Origin of the sequence: Pseudomonas sp. CG7, assembly GCF_023701885.1 — a bacterium.
In the GTDB taxonomy this organism is placed as follows: domain Bacteria; phylum Pseudomonadota; class Gammaproteobacteria; order Pseudomonadales; family Pseudomonadaceae; genus Aquipseudomonas; species Aquipseudomonas zanjanensis.
This window is the reverse complement of record NZ_JABAEE010000072.1, coordinates 1-22,329: the sequence shown is the minus strand read 5'-3', so window position 1 is coordinate 22,329 and position 22,329 is coordinate 1. Positions and strand designations below refer to the sequence as shown.

General features: G+C 58.0%; 21 protein-coding genes, 1 tRNA gene and 1 pseudogene. 13 read left to right on the top strand and 10 right to left on the bottom strand.

The genetic code is table 11. The annotated features are described in order from the left end of the window. Nucleotides 1-166 precede the first annotated feature (166 nt). Nucleotides 167-571, bottom strand: coding sequence for a serine kinase/phosphatase (locus tag HGO40_RS23990; protein WP_250965034.1), 405 nt, complete (start codon nucleotides 569-571; stop codon nucleotides 167-169). Here HGO40_RS23990 and HGO40_RS30570 point away from each other — a divergent pair. Then, on the top strand, nucleotides 570-698 hold the full coding sequence (locus tag HGO40_RS30570; protein WP_284739223.1) for a hypothetical protein: 129 nt from the start codon (nucleotides 570-572) through the stop codon (nucleotides 696-698). The two genes, HGO40_RS23990 and HGO40_RS30570, sit on opposite strands and share 2 nt — an antisense overlap. A 5-nt stretch (nucleotides 699-703) precedes the next feature. Beyond that, nucleotides 704-1,348, top strand: a complete 645-nt coding sequence (can, locus tag HGO40_RS23985; RefSeq protein WP_003185433.1) for a carbonate dehydratase — start codon at nucleotides 704-706, stop codon at nucleotides 1,346-1,348. A 178-nt stretch (nucleotides 1,349-1,526) separates the two neighbouring features. Here can and HGO40_RS23980 read toward each other — a convergent pair whose 3' ends face one another. Beyond that, on the bottom strand, nucleotides 1,527-2,687 hold the full coding sequence (locus HGO40_RS23980) for a hypothetical protein (protein ID WP_250965033.1): 1,161 nt from the start codon (nucleotides 2,685-2,687) through the stop codon (nucleotides 1,527-1,529). A gap of 113 nt (nucleotides 2,688-2,800) precedes the next feature. Then, nucleotides 2,801-4,219 (bottom strand): short-chain fatty acid transporter, encoded by a 1,419-nt coding sequence (locus tag HGO40_RS23975; RefSeq protein ID WP_250965032.1) that lies wholly within the window; start codon nucleotides 4,217-4,219, stop codon nucleotides 2,801-2,803. Between the two features lie 212 nt (nucleotides 4,220-4,431). On the opposite strand from HGO40_RS23975, the pseudogene HGO40_RS30960 reads away from it, so the two are divergent. From HGO40_RS30960 to HGO40_RS23955, 4 genes and pseudogenes are all read left to right on the top strand, one after another. Continuing rightward, nucleotides 4,432-5,208, top strand: a pseudogene (locus tag HGO40_RS30960) (PAS domain-containing protein); the annotation flags it as partial. Nucleotides 5,209-5,316: 108 nt separating this feature from the next. Beyond that, complete coding sequence (locus HGO40_RS30955; protein WP_411387554.1) at nucleotides 5,317-5,748, top strand: methyl-accepting chemotaxis protein; 432 nt, start codon at nucleotides 5,317-5,319, stop codon at nucleotides 5,746-5,748. A 92-nt stretch (nucleotides 5,749-5,840) separates the two neighbouring features. Beyond that, the gene (locus HGO40_RS23960) at nucleotides 5,841-6,395 is read left to right on the top strand and encodes a DUF2975 domain-containing protein (RefSeq protein ID WP_250965031.1); all 555 of its coding nucleotides are present in this window, start codon (nucleotides 5,841-5,843) and stop codon (nucleotides 6,393-6,395) included. Between the two features lie 8 nt (nucleotides 6,396-6,403). Further along, on the top strand, nucleotides 6,404-6,637 hold the full coding sequence (locus tag HGO40_RS23955) for a helix-turn-helix domain-containing protein (RefSeq protein ID WP_250965030.1): 234 nt from the start codon (nucleotides 6,404-6,406) through the stop codon (nucleotides 6,635-6,637). On the opposite strand, the gene ggt is transcribed toward HGO40_RS23955, so the two are convergent. After that, nucleotides 6,619-8,472 carry a gamma-glutamyltransferase gene (gene ggt / locus HGO40_RS23950; protein WP_250965029.1) on the bottom strand — a complete coding sequence of 618 codons (1,854 nt, stop codon included), beginning with the start codon at nucleotides 8,470-8,472 and terminating at the stop codon, nucleotides 6,619-6,621. The genes HGO40_RS23955 and ggt overlap by 19 nt on opposite strands. A gap of 975 nt (nucleotides 8,473-9,447) precedes the next feature. On the opposite strand from ggt, the gene HGO40_RS23945 reads away from it, so the two are divergent. Then, entirely contained in the window at nucleotides 9,448-10,380 is a 933-nt protein-coding gene (locus HGO40_RS23945) for a hypothetical protein (RefSeq protein WP_250965028.1), read from the top strand. An 86-nt stretch (nucleotides 10,381-10,466) separates the two neighbouring features. Here the strand turns inward: HGO40_RS23945 and HGO40_RS23940 are convergent, their stop codons facing one another. From HGO40_RS23940 to HGO40_RS23925, 4 genes are all read right to left on the bottom strand, one after another. Next, on the bottom strand, nucleotides 10,467-11,363 hold the full coding sequence (locus HGO40_RS23940; RefSeq protein ID WP_250965027.1) for a hypothetical protein: 897 nt from the start codon (nucleotides 11,361-11,363) through the stop codon (nucleotides 10,467-10,469). 260 nt (nucleotides 11,364-11,623) lie between these two features. Beyond that, complete coding sequence (locus HGO40_RS23935; protein WP_250965026.1) at nucleotides 11,624-11,824, bottom strand: hypothetical protein; 201 nt, start codon at nucleotides 11,822-11,824, stop codon at nucleotides 11,624-11,626. Between the two features lie 530 nt (nucleotides 11,825-12,354). Further along, the gene (locus tag HGO40_RS23930) at nucleotides 12,355-12,564 is read right to left on the bottom strand and encodes a hypothetical protein (RefSeq protein ID WP_250965042.1); all 210 of its coding nucleotides are present in this window, start codon (nucleotides 12,562-12,564) and stop codon (nucleotides 12,355-12,357) included. A 193-nt stretch (nucleotides 12,565-12,757) separates the two neighbouring features. Continuing rightward, nucleotides 12,758-13,495: a hypothetical protein gene (locus tag HGO40_RS23925; protein WP_250965025.1), complete on the bottom strand. Its 738-nt coding sequence runs from the start codon at nucleotides 13,493-13,495 to the stop codon at nucleotides 12,758-12,760. Between the two features lie 280 nt (nucleotides 13,496-13,775). Between HGO40_RS23925 and HGO40_RS23920 the strand changes: the two genes are divergently transcribed. Together HGO40_RS23920 and HGO40_RS23915 are read left to right on the top strand one after the other, a co-directional pair. Beyond that, nucleotides 13,776-14,573: a hypothetical protein gene (locus HGO40_RS23920; protein WP_250965024.1), complete on the top strand. Its 798-nt coding sequence runs from the start codon at nucleotides 13,776-13,778 to the stop codon at nucleotides 14,571-14,573. 629 nt (nucleotides 14,574-15,202) lie between these two features. Continuing rightward, nucleotides 15,203-15,961 (top strand): hypothetical protein, encoded by a 759-nt coding sequence (locus HGO40_RS23915; RefSeq protein ID WP_250965023.1) that lies wholly within the window; start codon nucleotides 15,203-15,205, stop codon nucleotides 15,959-15,961. 363 nt (nucleotides 15,962-16,324) lie between these two features. On the opposite strand, the gene HGO40_RS23910 is transcribed toward HGO40_RS23915, so the two are convergent. Together HGO40_RS23910 and HGO40_RS23905 are read right to left on the bottom strand one after the other, a co-directional pair. Further along, a tRNA-Met gene (locus HGO40_RS23910) sits at nucleotides 16,325-16,401 on the bottom strand. Between the two features lie 103 nt (nucleotides 16,402-16,504). Further along, on the bottom strand, nucleotides 16,505-18,562 hold the full coding sequence (locus HGO40_RS23905) for a methyl-accepting chemotaxis protein (RefSeq protein WP_250965022.1): 2,058 nt from the start codon (nucleotides 18,560-18,562) through the stop codon (nucleotides 16,505-16,507). 329 nt (nucleotides 18,563-18,891) lie between these two features. On the opposite strand from HGO40_RS23905, the gene HGO40_RS23900 reads away from it, so the two are divergent. From HGO40_RS23900 to HGO40_RS23885, 4 genes are all read left to right on the top strand, one after another. Next, nucleotides 18,892-20,109 (top strand): MFS transporter, encoded by a 1,218-nt coding sequence (locus HGO40_RS23900; RefSeq protein WP_250965021.1) that lies wholly within the window; start codon nucleotides 18,892-18,894, stop codon nucleotides 20,107-20,109. Nucleotides 20,110-20,341: 232 nt separating this feature from the next. Further along, complete coding sequence (locus HGO40_RS23895; RefSeq protein WP_250965020.1) at nucleotides 20,342-20,785, top strand: DUF3592 domain-containing protein; 444 nt, start codon at nucleotides 20,342-20,344, stop codon at nucleotides 20,783-20,785. 4 nt (nucleotides 20,786-20,789) lie between these two features. Beyond that, nucleotides 20,790-21,377, top strand: a complete 588-nt coding sequence (locus HGO40_RS23890; RefSeq protein ID WP_250965019.1) for a hypothetical protein — start codon at nucleotides 20,790-20,792, stop codon at nucleotides 21,375-21,377. 5 nt (nucleotides 21,378-21,382) lie between these two features. Next, nucleotides 21,383-21,754, top strand: coding sequence for a c-type cytochrome (locus HGO40_RS23885; RefSeq protein ID WP_250965018.1), 372 nt, complete (start codon nucleotides 21,383-21,385; stop codon nucleotides 21,752-21,754). Nucleotides 21,755-22,329: the final 575 nt, after the last annotated feature.

Genomic DNA, 22,329 nt, shown 5'->3' with positions numbered 1-22,329 from the left:
ATCGCGCGCAAGCTCGCTCCCACAGGGGCTCGGCGGTGTGCATCAAATTTGCGATCAAACCCAAACCCATGTGGGAGCGAGCGTGCTCGCGAAGACGGCGGCACATTCGACATTGATGCAAGCTGATCCACCGCTATCGCGAGCGGGCTCGCTCCCACAGGGCGGGTCAGCGCTTGCCATCCAATGGATCGATATCGGCCATTTCCGCTTCGTCCAGCCCATCGCCCCCGCCAATATCATTTTCATGCACGACGCTCAGGTCCCAATCAGCCTGCTCGTCGTCGCCGGCCTCGGAGGCGTCCCGGGCGCCGTCTTCGCGGATGAGGGGATCCGGGCTCATGTCGTCATCGGTCGATTGATGGGCATCCGTCGAGGCGCCGGTCATGCCCGCTTCACGCACGCGCTCACGCGGCATCAGCTGTTCGCGTTCGCCTTGCGGCAATTCGTCGCCGATTTTCGCGCTGGGCTGTTCGTCGTCGAACTCCAACTCATGCATCGAGCCCATGCGATCCTCGTTGTCGTCGATGGGTTCCGGTTGCGTCGCATCGAAGGGGCGTCGTGAATCATTCATGGCAATTCCTCCTACTGTGGGCCTTACTGGTGTCGACCGGCAGCGCAGCCAGGAATTCCAATGCATCACCGACGTGACCCCGACCGGCGGTCGTCTGTCACAGTTGCGCACTCTCTATCGAGGCTAGACAGCATGAACGAATTACAAGATCTGATTGATAACAACGCGCGTTGGGCCGATGCGATCAAGCAGGAGGATCCTGACTTTTTCGCCAAGCTGGCTCGTCAGCAAACCCCGGAGTATCTGTGGATCGGCTGTTCCGATGCGCGGGTGCCGGCCAACGAGATCGTTGGCATGCTGCCGGGTGATCTGTTCGTGCACCGCAACGTGGCCAACGTGGTGCTGCATACCGACCTCAACTGCCTGTCGGTGATCCAGTACGCCGTGGACGTGCTCAAGGTCAAACACATCCTGGTCACCGGCCATTACGGCTGTGGCGGTGTGCGCGCCTCGATGCAGGACCGCCAATTGGGCCTGATCGACGGCTGGCTGCGCTCGATTCGCGACCTGTACTACGAGCATCGCGAGGCGTTGGGCCAGTTGCCGACCGAAGAGGAACGTGTGGATCGCCTGTGCGAACTCAACGTGATCCAGCAGGTCGCCAATGTCGGCCATACCAGCATCGTGCAGAACGCCTGGCACCGTGGGCAGAAACTGTCGATTCATGGCTGCATCTACGGCATCAAGGACGGACGCTGGAAGAGCCTGGACACCACGATCAGCGGTTTCGAGCAATTGCCGCCGCAGTATCGGCTGCGCCCGGTTGGCGCGCCCTGACTTAGGCTTGTCAGTCGCACTGACATTGACGACGCCAGTGCCGTAGAAATGTGGTGGTTGAAAGACGCTCTTGATAGCTTCGCCCAAGTCGGGGGGCGACATCTACTGTCGACTCTGACAGGAGCCAAAGGCGCTTTCCCGCGTTAGCGCAGGCTTACGCGGGAAAGCGCCTCAAGGTTTACACCGCCTCGGCAGGCAGCGGCATGGGCTCCTTCAATTGTGGAAGTTGCGACTTGATCGCCGGTGTTTCGCATTTCTTCGCCGCGTCTGCCTCGCTCAGTTTACGCACCGAGGTGTAGAACAACTCGCAGGTCTTTTCCTTTTCCGTGACCTGCCAGGTCTGCGTGCACTGGTTCAGCAGGGTGCTTGGGTCGGTGCCCGGCTTGCTGCCCATGCCGGCCTGCCAGCAGGCAGCACTCAAGTCCTGGCCCATGACTTTCAAGCCGGCGGCATCCGCCTTGGCTTCGTCACCGTCGTAGTTTTCCTTGTCAGCGGCGTACCAGATATAGCTCGGGTGGTTGGAACCCAGGACCGGCACCTTGACCCCCGCCGTCGGCGTGATGGTTGCCAGGCCGAGCACGCCTATGGTCTGGCCGTACTGGGTCTTGATCCAGTTCCGAACGGGCGCTCCGAAGGCCACCATCGGCAATGCGGCGCCGCTGGCGGTTTGGGTACCCTCTTTGACCATGGTGGTCTGGTAATCGTTGAAGTAGCTGTAGAGCCCCTCCAAGGTGCTGCCAGCATTGGACGGCGCCGCGATGGGCGCGATGTCGATGATGGTCTGGTAGGCGGGGGTGTTTGGCGCGGCGATGCCGTTGACGGTGAGCAGCGTGGCCCAGCGGTCGGTGGTGGCCGATTCCAAGTAATCCTGGGCCTGGGTCAGGGAGTAATCCGGCGGGAAGTGCAGTAACTCGACGCTCTTGCGGTTCTCCAAGGCCATGCCCAGCGGCAGGAACAGGTACCAATTGTAGGACCAGTTCTTGTCGTTGTTGAGTTTGGTTGCGCCGTTGTACGCCAGGTCCCCAGCGTCGAGTAGGGCCTTCAGCGGGTGGCGATAGCTTTTCGGCACGCCGCTGATGTTGGCGTAGACGGTGCCGTTATCGCTTTTGACGCTGACCTTGGCCGCGTCGTAGCCGTCGCGCTGGACACTTTGCGTCAGGTAATGCTCGACGGTCTGTTCCAGCGTCCAGTCGCGAAAACAAATGACGTTGCAGTTGTTGGGATAAGCGAAGAGACGGGTGACGCGTTCGGTGCTGCCAAGATTTACGTCGATGTCGGCGGCGTGGGCGGCGGCGCTCAGGGTGAGGGCGGCAAGGGGAAGTACAGCGAGTTTGAACATGCTCAGATCCTTTTCAGCGTGGGGGCCCCAGGAAAACAGGGTGTATCCATACTGAAACAGACCGAGCCGAAGAAGAAGTGGGCCGATGGAAATATCGGCCCTGTTTTGTGGCTTTATGGCATCACTGGCGGCAAATACGTCAATGTCGTCCCGAGCGCCCCCAGCAGCGCCAGTACCAACGGCGTGTGCACCAGCAACTGTACAAAGGAAAACCCGATCAAGTCCCTGGCCATCAGCCCCAACACCCCCAGCAACGGCAGCATGTAGAACGGGTTGATGAGGTTCGGCAGCGCTTCGGCGGCGTTATAGATCTGCACCGCCCAACCGAGGTGATAGTTCAGGTCGTTAGCCACTTGCATGACGTAGGGCGCCTCGAGGATCCACTTGCCGCCACCGGAAGGAATGAAAAAGCCCAGCACCGCCGAATAGACGCCCATCAGCAAAGCGTACGTGTCATGGGAGGCGATCTGGACGAAAAAGGTCGAGATGTGGTGAGCCAGGGTCTGGGCATCGCTGCCTTTGACCGTGGTCAGCAGCGCGGCGAGCGCGCCGTACAACGGGAACTGGATCAACACGCCCGTGGTGGTCGGCACCGCGCGGGCCACGGCGTCGAGAAAGCTGCGCGGCCGCCAGTGCAGCAAGGCGCCGAGCATGATGAACAGGAAGTTATAGGTGTTGAGCCCGGAAATGGCGCTGATCGCAGGCTTGGTCGAAAATTCATGGAACAGCCAGCCGGCGGCCAGTAGCACCAGGGCGATGGTCAGCAGTGGGCTGTGCTCCAGCCATTCTCCCGGGCGGGTACGGGGCTGCAATGCCGGCATGCTGAAACTCGGATCGATTCCACACGCGGCGGCATCACGGGCGCTGTTGGGGCCGGGAGCGGTGGCGTAGGCGACAATCAGCGAGATCACGATCAGCGCCAGCAGCATCACGCCGGACTGCCAGAGAAAAATGGTCTGGGTGAAAGGAATGACGCCGGTAATCGACAGGATCGAGGGTGGCAGGCTGGCCGGGTTGGCCTGTAATTGCGCCGCCGACGAAGATAACCCCAGGGCCCATACCGCGCCGAGGCCGAGGTAAGCGGCGGCGCCGGCGGCGCGGTAATCCATCTTCAGGTCGGTGCGCCGGGCGAGGGCGCGCACCAGCAAACCGCCAAATACCAGCGACTGGCCCCAATAGAGTAACGACGCGACCATGGAAATCAGGGCCACCCACGCCACCGCAGAGCGACCGTTGGTCGGAATGCGCGCCAGGCGATCGATCAGTTTGACGGCTGGCGGCGAGCTCGCGACCACGTAACCGCCAATCCCCACGAAGGCCATTTGCATGGTGAACGGGATCAGGCTCCAGAAGCCGTCGCCGAACGCCATGGCCGCTGCCGTGGGCGTGGCACCGATGAATTGCGTCGCCACGGCGACCACCAGCACCGCCAGCGCGGCGAAGACCCAGGAGTCGGGAAACCAGCGCTCGGCGAAACTGGAACAGCGCAAGGCGAAGCGGGCGGAACGGCTGTCTTCGATGTCAGTGGTCACGGCAATTCCGTCGTTTTTATGATTATGAATATTCAAGGCTGCTTCGAAAGCCAGGCGCAACAGTAGAACAATCCAGTGACCGTGGGAGGCTGATCGGGTTCGGGGGGCGACGGTATATTTTCAGTACCGGCTCGCGGCGCTCTTAAGAAAAAAAACGCTGGGCCGATGGCAAGGGAACAGCCTATTCAATTCTTCTGCTGTCGGAGCTGCCCATGTTCAACAACCGCCTGAAGCAGGAGCTACTGGCTCTTCGCCAAGAACTGTCCAGCCTTGTGCAAGTCAAGGAAAGCCTGGATCGCGAAATGCTTGGCCTCACCCTGGATGCCGACGGACGGATTCAATCGGTCAATCAGAATTTCCTCGACGAGATGCGCTACAAGAGCCAGGACCTGATCGGTCGGGCTGTGGATGAGCTGGTGCCTGCGTACTTGAAATCCAATGAGTTCCAGGTTCGCTTCAAGTCGGCGCTCACCCGTGGTGAACACTTCTCCGGTGCCGTGCGCCTGCTGCGGGGCAATGGCGAGGAAGCCTGGCTGCGTTCAATTCTCCAGCCCGTACGGAATGCTGACGGGCGGGTCCGCTATTTTTCGATGTACTCCAATGACCTGACCCGCACCATCGAAGCGTCCCGCGAACATGAAAACCTCATCGGCGCGTTGGTGCGTTCAACGGCAGTGATCGAGTTCGATCTGGGCGGGCACGTACTGACGGCCAATGATCGCTTCCTCAACGCCATGGGTTACAACCTCGCGCAGATCAAGGGCAAGCACCACCGCACGTTTTGTGAGCCTGAGGAATACAACAGCGCGCGCTATCAGCATTTCTGGAAACGCTTGAACAGTGGGGAGTTCGTGGCCGGGCGCTTCAAGCGTCTCGACAGCAGCGGTCGTGAAGTATGGTTGGAGGCGTCCTATAACCCTGTGCTCGATGCCACCGACCGACTGTATAAAGTCGTGAAGTTCGCCACCAACATCACCGACCAGGTCAACCAGGAAAAAGCCGTCGCCGAGGCGGCCAACATTGCCTACAGCACCTCGCTGCAGCCCGACAACAGCGCCCAGCGCGGCACGACGGTGGTGACCCAGGCCGTGGACGTGATGCGCGACCTGGCCCGGCACATGCAAACCGCCGGTCAAGGCATCGAGGCGTTGAACGAGCAATCCCTGGTGATCGGCACCATCGTCAAGACCATCAGCGGCATCGCCGAACAGACCAACCTGCTGGCGCTCAACGCCGCGATCGAAGCGGCCCGGGCCGGCGAGCAAGGCCGGGGCTTTGCGGTGGTGGCCGATGAGGTGCGCCAATTGGCATCGCGCACCAGCCAGGCCACCGATGAAATCGTCGGCGTGGTTCGCCAGAACCAGGACATGGCCCGCAACGCCGTGGCGCTGATGACCGACGGCCAGCACCAGGCCGAACACGGACTGGCCCTGGCCGCCGAGGCGGGGACAGTAATCGTTGAGATCCAGGACGGGGCGAAAAAAGTGGTCGATGCGGTGAGCCAGTTCGCTAATCAGCTGTCCACGTAAGGTTTGAAATTATCGCTTTTTACATATTAATTATTGTTTTGCGATAATTTAATGGTTATGTTCTGGGCTCCTTTATTCTATTGGAGCCTCACATGCACTCGAATCGTCTTGCCTTGTATAGCCAGCGGATGGCAGCCATCACCCTTGTTTTCATGGTCGCGATGATGGCCGTCAACGCTGTGGCCTGGCTGTATCCTGAGGCGACCTCGCGATACGGCCTGGGGTTTGCCCTGACCGAGCGGCAGCTGTCGAGTCTGCCTGAAGAGGCGCTGCGGTTGACGGGGTGGCAATGCCTGGGTGGAGCACTGTTGACGAGCATTCCCTTGCTGGCCCTGGCGGTCGGGCTTACCAACTTGCGCAGGCTCTTCAAGCACTACGCCCAAGGGCAGTACTTTTCCAGCGCAGCAGCGGTTTACCTGGGAAATGCGGGGCGCGCAGTGGCGGTGTGGGTGCTGCTGGACTTCATCTGCGAGCCGTTCCGCAGCCTGCTGGTGACGATCAATGCGCCGGTCGGCCAGCGATTGCTGACCTTCAGTATTACCGCGCCGTCTTTCGTCGCTTTATTTCTTGCCGCCTGTATTGCGATCATTGCCCGGATACTGTCCCAGGCCAGTGAAGTCGATTCAGAAAACAGAACTTTCGTTTGAGATACTCAATGCCCATTGTTATTCAACTAGACGTGATGCTGGCCATGCGCAAGGTCAAATCCAAGGACCTTGCGGCTGCAATCGGCATTACCGAGGCCAACCTTTCCTTGTTGAAACAAGGAAAGGTCAAGGGTATCCGCCTGGCAACGCTCGAAGCCATTTGCAGCTACCTGCAATGCCAGCCCGCAGATCTACTGATCTATCAACCGCAGAGCGAATTGGATCAGTCGCCCAGTGCCTGACCTTCGCGTCTTGGGTCCGCACCGCCGGCCAGTGAGGTTTTCCCCTGAGCATCACGCACCCGGACAATAGCCTGGGTGCCGCTGTTCATGTCGATTTCGCTCACCGTGTGGCCCTTGTCTTTCAGCGCCTGGACCAGCGTCGGGCTGAACTGTCCTTTCTCCAGTTCGGTGGGGCCATTGCGGCTGCCGAAGTTGGGGAGGTTGATGGCGGTCTGCGGATCCAGGTTCCAGTCCAGCAGGCCGATCACTGACTTGGCGACGTATTCGATGATCTGCGAGCCGCCGGGGGAGCCGACAGCGGCCAGCAGTCTACCCTGATGGTCGAAGATCAGTGTCGGCGCCATGGATGAGCGTGGGCGTTTGCCGGGTTCGACGCGGTTGGCGACTTTTTGCCCGTTTTCTTCAGGGATGAACGAGAAGTCAGTCATCTGGTTGTTGAGCATGAAACCCTGGACCATCAGGTGCGAGCCGAACGCCGATTCCACCGTCGTGGTCATGGACACCGCACCACCCTGGTCATCCACCGCCACCACTTGCGAGGTGGAAATGCGCAGCGGTGAACGGTCCGGGGCGTAGGCTACCTGGATGCCCGGTGGTGTGCCGGGCTTGGCGACACCCATGCTACGAGGGCCGATCAGGCTGGCTCGGCTGGCCAGGTAACCTTGATTGACCAGTCCGTTGAGCGGCACGGCTACAAAATTCGGGTCGGCGATATATTGGGCGCGGTCGGCGTAGGCCAGGCGCTCGGCTTCGGCGATCAGGTGCACCGCTTCGGGAGAGGGTTCAATGCCGGCGGGTGTAGCGGTCTTGAGGGGTGTCAAGGGGGCGAGGGCTGCATTGCTGTCGCGCTGTTCCAGGGCCTGCAACGTCCCGAGGATCTGTGCCACGGCAACCCCGCCCGAAGACGGTGGTGGCATGCCGCAGATTTGCCAGCGCTTGTAGTCGGTGCACAACGCGGGTCGCTCCCGTGCGGTGTAGCCCTGGAGGGCGTTCAGGGAAAGGCTGCCGGGGTTGGCGTGACCCTGCACCTTGGCGACGATCTCCTCGGCAACCGGCCCTATGTACAACGCATCGGGACCTTCGTTGGCGATGCGCTTGAGCACCCCTGCCAACGCCGGGTTTTTCAGGATGGTGCCAACTGCCTTCGGGCTGCCATCGGCATTGAGAAAGTATGCCGCCATGTCCGGCGAGCCCGGCAAAGACGGGTCGGTCGCGATCAATGAATGCAGCCTGGGCGAAATCGCGAAGCCTTGTTCGGCCAACGCAATGGCCGGTTCGAACAACGTCGCCCATTGCAGGCGCCCGTGTTTGCGGTGGGCCAGTTCCAGCCCACGCAACACCCCGGGAGTGCCAACGGAGCGGCCACCAATTTGGGCGGCGGTAAACGGCATGGGGTTGCCGTCGGCTTGCAGGAAAAGTCTTTCGGTGGCGCCGGCCGGTGCCGTTTCGCGACCGTCGTAGGTGCGCACCGCCTTGCCATCCCACAGCACAATGAACGCACCGCCGCCAATGCCCGACGATTGTGGCTCCACGAGGGTCAGCACCGCTTGCAGCGCAATCGCCGCGTCGATGGCCGAGCCGCCGCGCCGGAGCATCTCCCGCCCGGCTTCGGCCGCCAGCGGGTTGGCCGCGGCCGCCATGTGCTTGTCGGCGTAACGCGTCTGTACGTCGGTGCGGTAGCCGGACGTGATCTCCGGCGGGGCGGGCAATGCTGGTGTGGCGGTGGAGGAGGGCGGGGCCTTGCAGGCGCCAAGCGTTAACGCGACAGCCAGCAACGAAACGGCTGACAGGCGATGAAGGTTCGGTTTCAGATCTGTGAGCACGTGTCGCTCCATCCGTGGGCTTGGGATATAGGATCGACTGTAGCGATGCGAGGCGTGTGGCGCAAATCGACACGAGACTGAGCAAAGCCCTGTCTGTCCCTGATCGCAGGGGCATAAACAATTTCTGAGAGAACGGGTTTTTTCAAGGCATAAAAAAACGGCTTATCTTTCGATAAGCCGTTTTTAGTACTTGGTAGTACACAGGCAATTGAACTGGGTTCATAACCTGCTGCATCTATAGAAAAAAATGAATTGTGTTTTTTCTAGGAATACATGTGGGGATACAAGGTGCGTGCTGCTGCCTTCATTTTGCCGTCCGATTCATCAGCTCAAAGCTGTAGGAAAAGCTCAGTTTTCTCGGCGCTGAATCGACGAACGGTGTCGCTTGAAACCGGAATTATTCAAACCCTTCGCCGCCGATCCGTCAGCCTAAGGCAATATCTTGGGGAGGCAACGGCCAGCCTGGCGCAGCGAGCGCCATGGTCAATGGATGCCAGGCTGGCCGACCGGACACTAGGTCGCGGCTGTAGAACTTTAGCGCAGGGCCGAACCAGGCACGGGCCGAAGTAATAAAAGGCGGTGCCACAATCGCGTCTTGATGACTGCTTAGACTATTTCGGGAAAACTGTCAGCGTGACCAATTTAACCTCCAAGCCAATTCAGAGGTAGGAGATGGACCAGGATCGCGTCCAAAGGGAGACCCTTTACTCCGAGGTATGGGCAACGCCTATGCTTTCCCTGGCTCCAAAATATGGAGTTTCCTCAGTATTCCTGGCTCGGGTTTGTGCCGGCCTGAACATACCCCGTCCACCGCGAGGCTATTGGGCCAGGAAGCAATCGGGGCAGAAACCGAAAATTCCGCCCTTGCCCAAGCCCCAACCGGGTGATCCTACCGAATGGAGAAAGGGCGATCAGTTACCGCGTAAAGCGGAGGTTGAACTGACTGACGCTGCTCCGAAGAAAGCCAGCGCCCGGCGCACGATGGTGATGGGCTCTTTGGCCTCATTCACGAGTGGCCGAGTCGCTGGCGACGGGTACCTCAAACCCGCAAAGCGAAATCTACCCGACCTGGTAGTAACTGAGCCCACGCTTCAGAGGGCGGCGTCAGTTCTGCTGAAACTCGCTACTTGTTTCCGTGAAACTGATCATCGAATCTCAATCGCATGCGGCGAAAGCGGGTTCACCCGTAAGGTGCTCGGGGATGAGGAGGGCCGCCTTAAACGGTCGGTTTTCGAGACAAATATTTGGGCGCCAGCTCGGCCAACATTGGTCTTCATCGGTGAGGTAGCGATAGGACTGACTGTCTACGAGGCTACGGTCGAAAAAGAGATGGTCTACATAGATGGGCAGTATGTGCCCGTTAAAGAGGCCAAAGTGCTCAAGCCTGGGCTGTGGGACAGGAAAACGAAGACATTTTACCGGCGGAGTGCTCAGCGCGTTGCTTCCAAGCGACTATGCCTCAGAGCCTACAGTCCCTATGGGCGGGTGGACTGGGCTCGTACTTGGATAGAGGACAAAGTTAGCCTCCTGAAGCAACTCGACGACATCGTATTGGCTTTAGTCGATAGAGCGAAGACCTTAGCGCCCCAGATCGCCGAGGCTGACCGGCAGGCGGTTGAGGAGCGGAAGAGGTGGGACGCTGAGCACGCGATAGCGACGGCGCGATACGAGCGTTCCATGATTATTCGGGCCCGGGAAGACTCGCTGAACAACCTACTGAAGATTATCGCCAAGTGGAGCTCTGATAGGAAACTCCAGGATTTTTTCGACGACATCGCCACCCGCTCAGTTGGTTTGGATGGCGATGCTCTAGCAGAGCTTTTAGCAAAGGTTCAGGAGGCAGAGAGTTTGCTCTCCAGATCTAACAGCGTTGAAGCACTGATGTCATGGGCACCGCCTCCGCCGAAGCCGCCCGAGTAGATGCCGCTATGACAACTACCCTTTTCCCAATACATTCGTAATGTCCTGTCGCCAGTCATTGCTTCCTCTGTGCTCAGGACTTGATTTTACTGGATCAGATCCTCCAAGATGACTTCCTTCGTCTCATATTTTTTCTTGGACGGAACGTATCTCTCGATAATTTCGATGTTTGCCTTGATTTTCGTGCGGCCATGAAGCGAAGCCGGATCTATGCTTTCATCAAGATGAATCTTTGTCCGATTTTCAATCACTCCAGTAACAGATCCAGCCCAACCTTTATCGCGATTATGTCGATCACTTGCGTCAATGATTATTTCTACGTTTTTGTAGCTGGTTGAACGCTCTGATGGTTGAGGCGCTTCGTACTCTGCTGGCAACTTATCAATCAAGTCCCGCTCTATATTTAGGCTGGAAATTGGAACCTCAATGGTTGCTTTTTTATCCTGAGTTGCAGGTTTCAAAACATTGAAAGCATCTTTGCCGAGAGTCTTTTGGTCAGGTACTTTTTTTATTGCTTCCTTCAAGGCTGCCTCGTCAAAGCCAAGGTCGCGGCCCGCCTGAAATACGACGCTCTGGTAGGCATTGATCGTGGGCGACGGCGTGGCCGAGGTCCCTGGCGACAAAATCTGGAATGCGCCAATGGTGAGAAGGCTACCTACTCCTAAGGCTACTATGTCTCGAACCACGCCTTTCTCCTCGAGCAATTCTTTTGCTATCGCCTTGGCTCTCTCTGTACGCTCATCAGTTTTGCAAAAGAATCTAACAATAAAATCTAGGTCTAAGCTGCCACTTTCAAGTCTTTCTACAAATACTTCTGTTTCCGTAATTTTTAACGTGTCAAATCTTTTTTCCAAGAAGATTGGCGTTCTTTTAATTAGCCGCTCCATAGCTTTCAAGCTATCTATTACATCTGGGATCGGCACTGGATCTTTTGTTGTGTATTTGAAACTGTAGCTGGTTTCAACGATGTACGTTTCGGACATTGCGGGCTCCCTGCGCTATTTTTATATATTTGATAGCTTTACTGAACGAGTCATTTATATGTCTTTCGCGCCACCAGCCGTCAAAGCGCTCCGCGAGCTCGTCAGTAGATCACCAGGACGTTTCGCTGGCAATCCACCGTTCAACAAAGAAGTCCAATGGTCGGTTTTGGCGATCCGCCCCAGCTAGCAGCGTCTGGGCTTCCATTCCGGTAGGTCAGGTGCCGGAAACTACCGAGATCTCGGCAGTTTGCCGTCATCAGTCACAGCCGCATTTCTCTGATGAGCTTCCGTGGGTCTGTGCCCTGCTTGAGTGCTCCTCGGGCGTCCTTGGTCAGTTGTTCGAGCGCCTGCTCCTCGAATGTAGCCGCCATGGCGCTGGCCTTTCTGATAATCAACAGCGCCAGCTCGGCGGGGATCTTCACCTTTTCGGTTGGCAGGTAATCGCAATCGATCACAGACACGGCGCTGTCCTCTGGATCGCGAGATGCTGGCCCTAGCCGAATCGGCGCCAGCGACGATCTGCAGATGTTATTAGTGCGCAATCGAAACTACCCAAAATCCAGGCAGTTTGTGTCGCGTGATTCGGCCTGGTGTCAGGAGCCAAACCGCCCGCAAAATATTAGACGGGCCAGCAACGGGCCGGCACCCCGTCACCGCCACGAGCCGCGCACTACAAGCCCTACTGGTAACCGATCGGTATTCTGCCGGCTGTGATCTGTCTAGTGCCTGTCTAGAATTGGTTGGCGCGCTAAGGATTACTCGGCTCGGTATTTCAACAACCCGTCCCGCCGGCGTAGATCTGACGATTAATCGCAATCACCTTGACGGCCCCCTCTAAGCTTTTGACGAGGCTGGTTCTGGCCAAGGTGCGCGATTGCCCGCAAAGTGTTGCTCTGCGTGACCTCCAGCGTGTCGGTGGGTGGTGGCACGCGTCGAATCCGTCAAGACCTGTCCAAAATTCCGTCAAGGGTGGGCAAGGATTAGGGAGGCGTCACCCCTGGCCCAGACTGCCGGCGACGGTCAGCTCGGCAATGCCCTGACGAATAAACACCAAGTTGTCGTCGGGGTTTTCGAGTGCGGCTCGCACATTGGTAGCGATATCTGCAGATCCGCGTTGCTCCACCCAGTTGGAAAGCTCCTCAACCGCGGCGCCCAGGGCGAGCTGGTTTTGATTCAGACGGTCGAACAGGCTGGCGATCAGGTTGGTGCCCTCATGGTGGCTCTCCGTGTTTTGGGTAAGCGTAGCACCGGAGGCTGGATAACGGTCTTGGGTCTGTCTGGGGTGTGAGACGCCCCGACAGTCCACTTTGACGGGCTCCGCACGGGATAGGCCTCAGACGCCCACCCGGCGCCGATTTCGCCTCACGCCTGTCTCATATTCTGTAAAAGCGTGGTCAAAGAGTTGAGTCAGGTCTCACTCGCATTGCGAAGCGTCGAGGAACGGTGTGAACCTCCAGAGCCGCACCCCAAGCTTCTACCACCTCATCAGTAGAGAGCAGTCCGGTAAAACTGACGCTTCCGCTCGCCTGAATCGTTATGTCGCCCAGCACAGCCATATAGGCGGCGATGGTGTGTGGAAGTACTAGATAACCGGAACCGTGGCTGTCGTGAACCATGAGATCGTCTCTCCCGAGTGAAACGCTGTGAAGAAGTGCTCGATAAGTGCGGTGGGTAAGCTTGGACAGTTCCTGGTAAAAGACCCTGCGCTCAGTGGCCGCTTCCACGCCATCCAGGGCTTCAATCAGCTTGCGGACTTCGCCGTGAGAAATCGTATCGTTCCGGTACCATTTCTTCAGTGCCGATTCAGCCTTTGGAGTGTCCGCGTGCAGAAAACGCATCACGTCGATCGCTTCAACCGCATCACGGAATACTCGCGCAACTGGCCGGTGCCTCGTTTCCCTCAGCAGCGCCACGCAATCTAGTAATGATGCCAGCAAGTCCATAGTGATCAGCCACGTCGCCTTCTGTAGGGACTGCTCGTCGCGATGGTATTTCAGAGTGTGCGGCCTAAGGCGCTTGATGATTTCACGAAGCAGGGCATCGCATTCCCTGAGAAACTGCCGCTGCGCGTCATGCTCGTACGGGTTGTCGTAGGCCTCTTGGGGATGTCGACCCCAAACGATGCTGGGCATTCTGTTCTCTCTAAAGGATTCGATGGCCAATCATGAGTGTTTCCCCGTTAGGGGTAAACGCTAACTCCAGCTTGGCAGACAATATTCCGGCGAGGGTAAGGTTGCCCGCCAAAAAACGGTTTTTCGGTGGAAATCGAAGTGAAAACCAAACGAAATGGTAGCTTTCCGTAGTAACCAAGCTGGTAGCCATTTGCCGGGTTCGCAACGGTTCACGTTGTAGGGCGCGAACCAATTGTACGAACCTAAATGTCTCCAAGAAAATAACCGAGGCCGACGAATTGTGAAGTTTGAGCCTACCCAACCTGGTAACCCTCACCGTCTGACGGTAGACCAGCATGTCTTCCCGAAAGCGGGTATCCAACGCTTCACAAATTCAGACGGCAACGTTGAGATCTTCATTAAAAAATTGAACCGTGTCTTGCAACTCAGACCCAATAACCCGATCTTCTGCGCCAAGCGAGTTTGGGATCAAAAAACCGAGGCGGCGGTAGGAAAGCACATTGAGGATCGTTTCCAAGCGTTGGCTAGAGCCATCGTCAATGGCACAGTGACTACGATTGGCATTCTTGAAAAACGCGTCGTGGAGGAGTTCTTTTCGCTTTGGCGCGCACGCCATAAATTCAGGCTTGAAGGCTTGGAAGACGTCGTCCTCCATGGAATTGCTGGCGACTCCCTAACCAAAGATCAACAGGAGATTTTGGAGCGAAAGCACGTAATGTATGCCGTCGACGGGGTCATGAAGGGCAGGCTACTGGCAAGCGTCCACGTATTCGGATACCAAAATGCTTTTCTTCAAGATAACCAGTCAATGCAATGGGGCATTGCTCGGTCCTATTCTGACGAGTTCATCGCCCCGGATTGCTTTGCCGACATGATGATAATCCCCGTCTCACCCAGAATCGCGATCGTAGCGGACCAGCCTGATATGATCTTGACGCATGACCAGGTCGCGGTAATCAACCAGCAAGCGATAGCCAGGGCTAGTGACTATTACTTCGCACGACGGCTTGCGCTTATCCCTGTTGCTCGGAAGGTCAGACTACCGTTCGAGCTGCGTTTTTCTAACAGGCAGTATTGATTTGCCTCGTCGGTTGCGAACCACCGGTGCGGACCTGCTGGCGGCTCCAGTGCCAGGTGCGTACCGAGCGTGCGTAGCAGCTTGCGCAACACGTACAGGGATTTCATGCGCATCCTGAATGCGCGAAGCTCGTATGTGAAACAGTGCGTGAAGGCCTTTTACGGGGTTGTTTCGCAAAATAGGCTGTCTGACATCGTTCAGTCTAATTCATGGGTTGGTTTTCAAAATAAGCGCTGGATGCATCGGTGTCCGTGGCGGGAGTGGTCACTGCGGCTGGTCGCTGGCTGGATGTATGGCTTGACGCTGCTCTGCTGGTGATGCTGCGCCCACTAGCTATTGCTAACAGATTGGGATGCCGGCGCGGACCCCGGTCGACGTGAGGACCTAACAAAACCTAATACCGGATTTAGTGCGGGGCCTGGCGCGATGTTGAGAAATGTTGAAGTCAGATCGGCCTGGAACCGGTGGCAATGTTCGCCGCTTGTTAACAGAAGTCAGTCCCTGGGGGGGTTGACCGAAGGGGTAGCGCAAGTTTCAAACTCTCCATCTGCGACTATCATTGTGCTTCAAAGTAGACGGCCTGGTTCGTCGGGAAATCCAAATATCTCTAGATCATAAGGAGCCGTCCGATGGGATTTTTTTTCGAACCATACCAAGCTGACCGCTGCTGCCTCTGTGGCTCCGCTGAATCACTCACGGGAGAACACAAGGTAAAAGCTTCTGCTTTACGAAAGATCTTTGGGGAAGACGCCATGGCTATCGGCAGCTTTGATGGCACTAGTAGTCCTCGCAGTGCTCAGGGACCGAAATCCCGTGCCTTTCACTTCTCGGCGCGTATATGTGCCCCGTGTAATGGTTCTCATACTCAAGGTCCCGATCACGAGTTTGATCGCTTTCATGCCTCGATTTCGGAAATGCTTTCGCAAGGTAAGGCTCCAGAACTGGTTTTCAGCTTACCTAAATATGAGGTTGGCTCAGTGCGGTATCTAGATGTATTCCGCTACTTTGCCAAGCTTCTGTGTTGTCAGGTGGCGGAGTCTCGCGGTCCACGGCCTTTAGAATTAAGCGCATTCGCGGTAGGAAAAACAGATCGTAATCTGGTGTTCTTGAACATTGATGCAGACCCAACGTATGAAGACTTTCTGAGCCGCTTCGGAGAGCATCAATTTGCTGGGCACGGTGGGCTGATGGTTTGTGCTGATTCAGAATCCCGCGTTCCCACGAGCTTCCGAAGCTCACTAAGCCTTGGAACGGTTCGCTATAAGTTTTGGGTTCAGTACGACGCGGCCGTTCAAGCAGAACTCCAACAGTTCCATCCTGATTTTTGGGGGAAATGCGAAGTGGCATATCGCGAAGCGATAAAAGTTCCATTATCAGACGATGACTGACGCCGCTTCGGCATTTAGCCGAGCTGGCTGTTTAAGGGGACTTTCCATGGGTAACGATTGCCTCTCGCTCTTGCCTCTCGGCACCATCTCGCAAATACCACCTCCTTGGTATGCCGCACCGACAACGACAGGGTCCGCCGGGACGTGGAGTACCACCGTTTGAGTAATGCGGCCACTTATCCTTCAGGCGGCACTACAACAGAACTATTGATGGGTACCGGGGAAGTTGAGCAACCCAGCGGGATACACGAAGGGAAGGTATAGGGGGATACAGAGGTAGACAGCCAGAAACAAGAAAGCCCGCACTAGGCGGGCTTCTTGAGGTGATTCATAGACTGCTGTAGACATCTATGGATCGGTACTTGGTGGCTACACAGGGACTTGAACCCCGGACCCCAGCATTATGAATGCTATGCTCTAACCAACTGAGCTATGTAGCCAAGTGGCGCGCATTATTCGCCGGTAACGAAGATGTGTCAAGCGTAAATCTGAAATATTTCTCTGCGCTTTCAACCGCTTAACAATCCTCGCTGCAAATCCCTGTCAGCCGAGCTGAAATCTCCCTGTGTTGGCACTCAAGGCCTGGCTTCCCTGGCTCAAGGTATCGGCCGCCACGTTCACGGCCCGTGCGCCTTCGAGCAAGCGCATGGCCGCCTGGTCGACCTGCTGGATATTGCCGCTGACTTCGTCGGCGGTGCTGGCTTGTTCATCCACGGCGGTGGCGATTTGCGCCAGGGTGTCGGTGACGCTTTGCACGGCGCTGGCAATTTCGCCCAGTCGCTCGCCGAGGCCGGTGACGGCTTGGGCGTCGGTCTGGGCTTGGCCGCAGGCGGCTTCCATCAGGCTGACCGCTTCATTGACCGTGGCGCGCAGGCTGTCGACGGTGCCGGCAATTTGTTGCGTGGAGGACTGGGTGCGTTGCGACAGGCTGCGCACTTCATCGGCGACCCCCGCGAAACCGCGGCCTTGTTCGCCGGCGCGAGCCGCTTCGATAGCGGCATTGAGGGCCAGGAGATTGGTCTGCTCGGCGACGCCACGAATGGTATCGACCACCAGTTGGATCTGTTGCCCCTGTTCGCTGACCCGCCCCAGTGCGGCGGCGGTTTCGTTGAGCCGTTGGTTGAGCTGCTGGATACTCGCCGTGGTGCGCTGGCTGTCGCGGCTGCTGTCGGCGGCGATGCGCCGGGTCTGCTGGGCGCTGTCGGAAGCTTGTTCACAGCTCTTTGCCACGCCTTGGGAGGTGGCGGCCAGTTGCGTCGCGGCGGCGGCGATCTGGCTGATCTGTATTTGCTGGGCCTCGACTTCTCCCAGGGCGCCGCTGGAGTGTGTATTGAGGGTGCGCACGGCGTTGCTCAACTGCAACGTCTCGTGATCCACCCCCAGCAGGCTGTTGCGCAATTGCACCACGGCGACGTTGAGGGCGGTGCTGATGGCCGCCAGTTCATCGCGCCCTTGCACCGGTACTTGCAAGCTGAGATTGCCGTCGCGCAGGGCTTCGGCCAGTAAGGTGATACCGCTGGCGCTGCGCCGGATCGACGCTTGCAGGCAGATAAAAAGATACAGCGCGGCCAGCAGCAGGCAGCCCAAGACCGTCGCGACCAGGATGAACTGGCGAATCGCCGAGCCGTAGTAGTGATCCAGTCGCGTATCCAGCGCCACCAGCGATTGTTGCCGCAGGGTCGCCAGGTCGGCGAGGAGGGCATCCATGTGTTTTTCGAAGTCTTCCGGCTTCAGATTGATGGCGCCGCCGAACACGCCGTCATCCAGTACTTTGAGGCCGGCGTCCAAGTGCTTGAGGCTGCCTTGGAATTGTCCAGCCCACGTCTGCAGGTCGCTGGGCAGGCGGGTTTCCAGCAATGTTCCGGTCTTGACCAGTTGATCCCGGGCGTCGCCGATACGGCTGCGCAGGTCCCGCAGTTGCAGGCGGCTCTGCAAGGTGAATTGACCCGACACCACGGAGGCCTGGCCGACGCTGGCCAGACGGCCGACCCGTTCGATCAGGTCCGGCGTCTGCTGGGTGGAAATTTGGGTCAGCAGATAAGTCTCCAGCCAGGAGGCGAGGGTCAGGCGGTTATCCATGACCATTTGTTCGCGCAACGCTTGCAGGGCGCTGAGCGCTGCGGTGAAGCGGTCATAGCCATCCGGCCACCAACCCACGCTGCCCAGGCTTTTCGAATCCAGGCCGTTGAGGCTGGTTTGCAGGGGTTGGTAACGGGCGAGGGTGTCGGCTTCGGCCCCTGCGGTTTGCAGGGTATTGGCCAGGTCACTGGCGGCCTGGTTGAGGGCCGGCTGCACTGCATCGTACGCCGCCATGGCGGCCAGCGTCGCGGGTGTCGGCTGCCGATTGGTCTCGGTGGCACGCCAGCGGGCGGCGCGGTTGCGCTGGGCGGTGAGCAGGTTGTCGAGGTTATCCAGGGCCAGCAATTGGCGCACCCCGGCGCGTTCCCCGGAAATCAGGCTGAGTTTGTCGCGATAATCCTGGCCAATGAGCCACAGGCTGCCCATGAGCGGCAGGATAAAAAGCAGGAACAGCAATTGGAATTTGCGGGCGAAGCCGAAACGCCCCAACAACCTGATTCCCGGTGATAGAAAAGCCTGCATGCCCATACTCCCCTGAACACCCCTGCACTGTTTCTGTGCGTTTCTACACAGTGCTAAAACGGGTGCCCTTTTAAAAGGCCTCGAAAGTTTGTCCAAATCGGCTCGGTAGGCCAGCTCTGTAGCGAAACTTCCCATTCTCGGTCCCCTTTGTAAGGAGCCGCGTTGTAGCTCATTAACAAGGCAAGATTCAGACCATGGCGTTGGGCTATCACCTTGGAATTCGACAATTTTTCAAGGTCGATAGCAAGCTAAGGGGATAGCCTTGTCGCACCGAAAAATGGCACATTGACGCACCTGCCCGTGTGCACCCTCTGTCGTATGGAAACCCCATGGCTATCAGCAATACCCAAGCCGACACCTCGGCCGTTGCCGCCCCGGCGCAAAGCAGCCCATTGGTCATGCGCATCATCGGCGCCGTGGCGCTGGCGCACTTGATCAATGACTTGATCCAGGCGGTGCTGCCGTCGATCTATCCAATGCTCAAGGACAGCTATGGCCTGACCTTCACCCAAGTTGGCCTGATCACCCTGACGTTCCAATTGACCGCATCTTTGTTGCAGCCGTGGGTCGGCTATCACACCGACCGGCACCCCAAGCCGTGGCTGTTGCCGGCCGGGACGGTGTGCACGCTGATCGGCATTGTGATGATGTCCATGGTCGGCAGTTTTGCCTTGATCCTGTTGGCGGCTGCGTTGATCGGCATTGGTTCGTCGACCTTCCACCCGGAAGCGTCGCGGGTGGCGCGACTGGCCTCGGGTGGCCGCTATGGGCTGGCGCAATCGACGTTCCAGGTGGGCGGTAATGCCGGCTCCGCCTTCGGCCCGCTGCTGGCGGCGGCGATCATCATTCCCTACGGGCAGGGCAATGTGGCCTGGTTCGGGCTGTTCGCCCTGTTTGCGTTGTACGTGCTGTACCGCATCAGCCGCTGGTACGCCAACCACCTGAACCTGTTCAAGCTCAAGCAAGGCCAGGCGGCCACTCATGGGTTGTCCAAGGGCCGAGTCTTGAGTGCTCTAGTGGTGCTGGGGCTGCTGGTGTTTTCCAAGTATTTCTACATGGCCAGTTTTACCAGCTACTTCACGTTCTACCTGATCGAGAAGTTCGACCTGTCGGTGGCCTCTTCGCAGTTGCACCTGTTCCTGTTTCTCGGCTCGGTGGCGGCGGGGACCTTTTTTGGCGGGCCGATTGGCGACAGGATCGGGCGCAAGGCGGTGATCTGGTTCTCGATCCTCGGCGTGGCACCGTTCACCCTGATTCTGCCTCACGTTGACCTGCTGTGGACCAGCATCCTCAGCATGGTCATCGGTTTCATCCTGGCCTCGGCGTTCTCGGCCATCGTCGTGTACGCCCAGGAACTGGTGCCGGGCAACGTCGGGATGATCGCCGGCGTGTTCTTCGGGCTGATGTTTGGTTTCGGCGGGATTGGCGCCGCGTTGCTCGGGCACCTGGCGGACATCCGTGGTATCGAGTATGTGTACTGGCTGTGCTCGTTCCTGCCGTTGCTCGGGGTGTTGGCGATTTTCTTGCCGAGGGCCCGGAAGGCTTGAGAGGGGCGGGAGGTTTGAACATCCATGTGGGCTGAGCCGCCGCTATCGCGAGCAAGCTCGCTCCCACAGGTTCAGTGGTGTTCACGCGCTTGCTCGCGAAGGTGTCGGTACCTCCAGCATCATTTCAAACTGACCCAACACCGTAGCCCGCATTTAAATCCAGCATTACGCCATAGCCCGGCTTTTTGTTATTCTCACCGCCTTCTTTCATGGACGAATACCGGGACAAGCCATGGCTAACGACACCCCGTCACGCATCGGGACGATACTGCTGGGCCTGCTTTTTTCTCTGATTGGCGTTGGCTTGTTGGGCATTGCCGTCAACCTCACCCTTGATCGACGCGACTTTCTCGCCCAGGCACAGACCGCCGATGGCATCGTCAGCCATTTGAATGCCGGTGGTTCGCATCCTGAAATCGCCTTCACCACCGTCAGCGGCGAAAAAATTTCCTATCCCCAGGGCGGCTTTATTTTCGGTTACCAGAAAGACCAACCGGTGCGCGTGCATTACTTGCCCGAGCAGCCGGCTGGCAGCGCCATCGTCGATGCCCCGTCAGCACTGTGGGGGACCTCCGGGGTGCTGGGGTTCATCGGTTTGGTGTTCACCCTTGTCGGCCTGCTAAAAGCTTTCCGTCAACGCGGCCGCGGTGCGGCTCATTCACATAAAGGACTTTGAACGTATGAGCTACAACATCCCTCTCCCGGTCAATGAAAGTCGCTGGCAGTACCAGACCGCCAGCGGCGGCGGTCTGACCGTGGTCATGGTGGCGGGCAGTGGCGGCTCGATTATCCTGCGTTCGCCCCAGGGCGAGGACGTCAGCTATCGCTATGGCGGTGTTGGCGTGGGTGTCGGGTTTGGCGCAAGGCTGCCACGCGTCGGCAAGATCAATATCCAGATCAAGGGCAAGGGTGTGGCTGCGGCCGGTGCGGCGGAGGCGTTTCCCAGCACCGGCAAGGTGTTTGTCAGCGACGCCTTGGTCAATCGGGACCTGACCAGCGACGACATCACGGGTCCTTGCATGTATACCGAAGTCGGCGTGGGCCTGGTGGTCGGCGGTTCGGCCACGGCCCTGCTGTTCGGGCTCGATCCCAAGTTGCTGGCGTTATCGGTGGCGCTGAGTTCCAACCCGGCGACTTCGCTCATTGCGGCGACCACGGTCAACCGGCAACTGGCGCGCTCGGCCAAGGGGGCGGTGGTCATGGCGGGTGTGAACGCTGGGTTGCAGGCCGGTGGTGGTGCGGCGATCTACATGGGTTACCTGTTCTAGTGAGAATGTCAGTCATTGCTTCGCTAGGGATTTTGTCGCTGATTCAAACATCGCTGTCCTTTGCGGATAATGCCAATGGGAAAAATATCTATTTGCAGCGATGTGTGATGTGCCATGGGGTGGACCTCAAGGGGACGGGGCCTTTGGCTCATAAGAGCAATCCTCCTACGCCTGATCTTACGACTGCGGCTTTCAAGGAACGTTTGAGGGTTTATCCGGGTGTTATTGTGTCGTCGGTAATACTTCGTCCCAATGGAGATTTGATTCCCAGGACGTTGAAAGAGAATGGTGTGAAGTTGGTGCCGTTTGATTGGGGCGTTAAGGACTTTCGCGATTTGAATCAGTATATGAGTGGTGTGGTTTTCAAAGGTCGGTGACTTTCGGGGCTTTTTTTCGTGTTGTTGATGATCTTGTGTGTATATCCGTTATCTAGGTAACGGCTAATTATGGTTCCGCTCTTACAGCGGGTCACTTTTGAAGAGCCCGGAAGCCGGCCCAGTCAAAAGTAACCAAAACGCTTCTGCCCCACCACTCGGTGCCTCGCTAGGGCTCGGCATGCCTGAACGAAGGCATTGCTCCGTGGGCCGCCGCGAAGGGCCATCCATGGCCCAGCGCGGCTATCCCGGCATCCATGCCGGGATGCCCACTCCACAACACCTCCGTTCAGCCATCGTGGTTAACGGGGCGTCCGAGATCAACATCCTCCCCGAGGCGGCCTTATAGCCGACCTGGTTCTGGTGGGACCGAGTTTCCCCTGTGGGGGCGAGCCCGCTCGCGAAAGCGGTATCACAGCCAATGAAGTTGTGTGAATGTACAGGCCTCTTCGCGAGCAAGCTCGCTCCCACAAGTTTTGTGGCGTACATGAGTTTTGTGTCTGAGGTGGTCAACTTTTTCCGGACACCTCAATCGGTGTTTTCAGGCTGTTTGCCGCTCGTACTGATTGGGCGGCAAA